The organism is Endozoicomonas sp. ONNA2 (genome assembly GCF_024606365.1).
Taxonomy (GTDB): domain Bacteria; phylum Pseudomonadota; class Gammaproteobacteria; order Pseudomonadales; family Endozoicomonadaceae; genus Endozoicomonas.
The window spans coordinates 1-2,891 of record NZ_JAHHPO010000278.1 but is presented as its reverse complement, the minus strand read 5'-3'; the positions used below and the strand labels follow the sequence as shown (position 1 = coordinate 2,891).

At 47.7% G+C, this 2,891-nt stretch carries 2 protein-coding genes; both read left to right on the top strand.

Going from position 1 to position 2,891, the window contains the following annotated elements; genetic code table 11:
• Positions 1 to 278 precede the first annotated feature (278 nt).
• Positions 279 to 2,189: a long-chain fatty acid--CoA ligase gene (locus KDK14_RS04910; protein ID WP_257263901.1), complete on the top strand. Its 1,911-nt coding sequence runs from the start codon at positions 279 to 281 to the stop codon at positions 2,187 to 2,189.
• Positions 2,190 to 2,535: 346 nt separating this feature from the next.
• The gene (locus KDK14_RS04905) at positions 2,536 to 2,844 is read left to right on the top strand and encodes a hypothetical protein (RefSeq protein ID WP_257263900.1); all 309 of its coding nucleotides are present in this window, start codon (positions 2,536 to 2,538) and stop codon (positions 2,842 to 2,844) included.
• Positions 2,845 to 2,891 lie beyond the last annotated feature (47 nt).

Genomic DNA, 2,891 nt, shown 5'->3' with positions numbered 1-2,891 from the left:
CATAGCTAAGGCTATGCTCCCTACGTTGCGCCTTGCATAGTAACTGTCCACTTAGACAGAAATATACGATTCCATTCGGCCAACTACTTACCGATTCCACTCAAGGAGCCTTATCACCGGCAATCTGATATACCCGGGGCCCAGAGTAGATATAAAACAGATTCTGAAGGCTCGGTAATGGTATACTCTACATTTTTTAACAAAGTGATTGACACTGTTTACATCCAGTAAAAAAAGTTGCTAACCGTTACATTTTTCCGCTCTGGATTTCACCAAAAATGACTTGGGTCAATTTTGGTCTTTCAGGACGTCCTGTAACATCAGGGTTAGATCATTGTCTACATGTCATCCAGCTGTTGAGAATACTTCCTGTGCCGATGAACTCCCCCTTGAATATGCACCTGATCAGCCAGATCCGTGACCGTGCCCAGCACAACCCGGAACATATCGCCATGCGCTTTGCCAGTCCGGGCGCTGATCATCAACAATGGCAGGAAGTCAGCTGGCACCAACTCATTAAAAAGATTGACAAGACTTCCCGCGCACTGCTGAAACAAAACCTGCAGGTACAAGCGAAGGTGGGTATCTGGTCCCAGAACATGCCCCAGTGGACAGTAGCCGACCTGGCCTGCCTTCAGGCACGACTGGTCACCGTACCGCTGTACCCCACCAGCACCAACGAACAGGTCAAATATATTCTGGATGAGACAGAAGCCTCAGTGCTGTTTGTGGGTGAACAGGCACAATATAATGGTGCTCTTGAGTTGCTGGCCCAATCCTCCACACTAAAGACACTTGTTGTCTTTGACCGGTCGGTTGATATTAACAGCTGTCCGCAGGCTGTCTATTTTGACGACTTTATCCAACACGGTGTGGAACCGGCCATTCTCGAAGAAAGACTGACTTCCCGCTGCATGGAAGATCTCTTTACCCTGATCTATACCTCTGGTACCACTGGCGAGCCCAAAGGCGTCATGCTGGACTATGCCAATATCGCCGCCAGCTTCCGTGGCCATGACCAGATCATCCATCTGGACAGCCTGGACACCTCTTTGTGCTTCCTGCCCCTGAGCCATATTTTTGAGCGCGGCTGGAGTTTTTATGCCCTTACCCGTGGCGCCACCAATGTCTATCTCAAAGACCCGCATCAGGTCAGCGAAGCGCTGAAAACCGTTAAGCCAACGGTGCTTTGCGCGGTTCCCAGATTCTTTGAAAAAGTTTATACCACCGTTCACGGGAAAGTTGCCACTGCTCCATTTATCCGCCGCATGATATTTAATACTGCGGTCAACATCGGCAACGCCCATATGGAATACCGCCGCAAAGGTACTAAAGCTCCGGCTTATCTGGAGATGCTCCACCGTATCGCGGATAAAATAGTATTCAGCAAAATTCGTGCAGGCCTGGGCGGTAACATCCGGTTTATGCCCTGTGGTGGCGCTCGTCTTGACGACGACATCAACCGCTTTTTCCATGCCATTGGTGTTGATGTGAAAGTGGGTTACGGCATGACAGAAACCGTGGCAACCGTGACCTGTTTCCGTGATACCGATTTTGAATTTGGCTCCTGCGGTATTCCTTTACCGGGCATACGGGTGCGCATCGCTGCAGACGGTGAAATTCAGGTGAAAGGCGATACTGTCATGCGGGGCTATTACCAAAAACCGGAAGAAACGGCAAAAACCTTCACCACCGACGGCTGGCTGCACACCGGCGATGCCGGTCTGATTGATGAGAACGGTGCGCTGCGCATAACCGAGCGTATCAAGGAATTGATGAAGACCTCCAACGGTAAATACATCGCCCCCCAATACATCGAAGGTACGCTGACCAAAGACCGCTTTATCGAGCAGATTGCCATTATTGCCGATGCCAGGAACTACGTCACGGCATTGATTGTTCCCGCCTTTGAGGCTCTGGAAGAACACGCAAAAGCACTGAATCTGAAATATCAAAACCACCGGGAACTGATTCAGCACAGCAGCATTCAGGAACTGATCCAGCAGCGGGTCAATAAAATCCAGCAAGGGCTGGCTAAATTTGAGCAGGTAAAGAAATTCACACTGCTGCCCAAGGAGTTCTCCATTGAGTTCGGTGAGATCACGCCAACCCTGAAACTGCGTCGTAAAATCATTATGAAGCGGTTTCAGAAAGAGATTGAGGCTATGTACGCGCCCACTAAAGCCTGATAATCATTCCTTGAATACATTACACCAAGGGCATCCAAACGAATGCCTTTGTTGTAACAAGCTTATTTTTTATATTAATAGACTCACACGTCCAGTCACGCACCCTTCAATAAAACTTCATTTTAGTTATTTGGCAAGGGACAGTTCAGGCCAATCGGACGTTTTTCAGGTTAAATTCACTTTTCTGACTTATTGATTATTACTTTCGGTGTTTTCATTATCAGAACCATTGATTATGTCATTATCTTCATCGTTTCCGACGTCTCCTGGCAGCAAATGGCCAAGCGCCAGTTTTACTAACTACAATAAGCATTTATCAAGCCCAAAGGAATGCTGGAGAGATACCATGGATAGTTCAAGAGTTGCCAGTTCTTCACCACAAAATGCTCCGTTACCACCATCCGATATTCCTGCCAATAAAGAGGATTACAAAAAACGTATAAAAGACCTTCAGGAAGCTCGCACCCAGAAAAGGAAAAACAGGCTCAAATTGATGCAACGTGAATCAAAACAAGTCACAGAAACCACAGCACCATCGACCATACCGGTAGATATGAAAAATGGGGCCAGCGAACCGTTAAAAAAATCCAACAATCCTGCTTATACTGAGGATCGCCAATGGGAATCGGATATTGAGGCAATCTTTAAAACCTGAATCCGTAACTTCAGAAGACGTTGAAACCTTCGGAAGCCGGTCGTGCC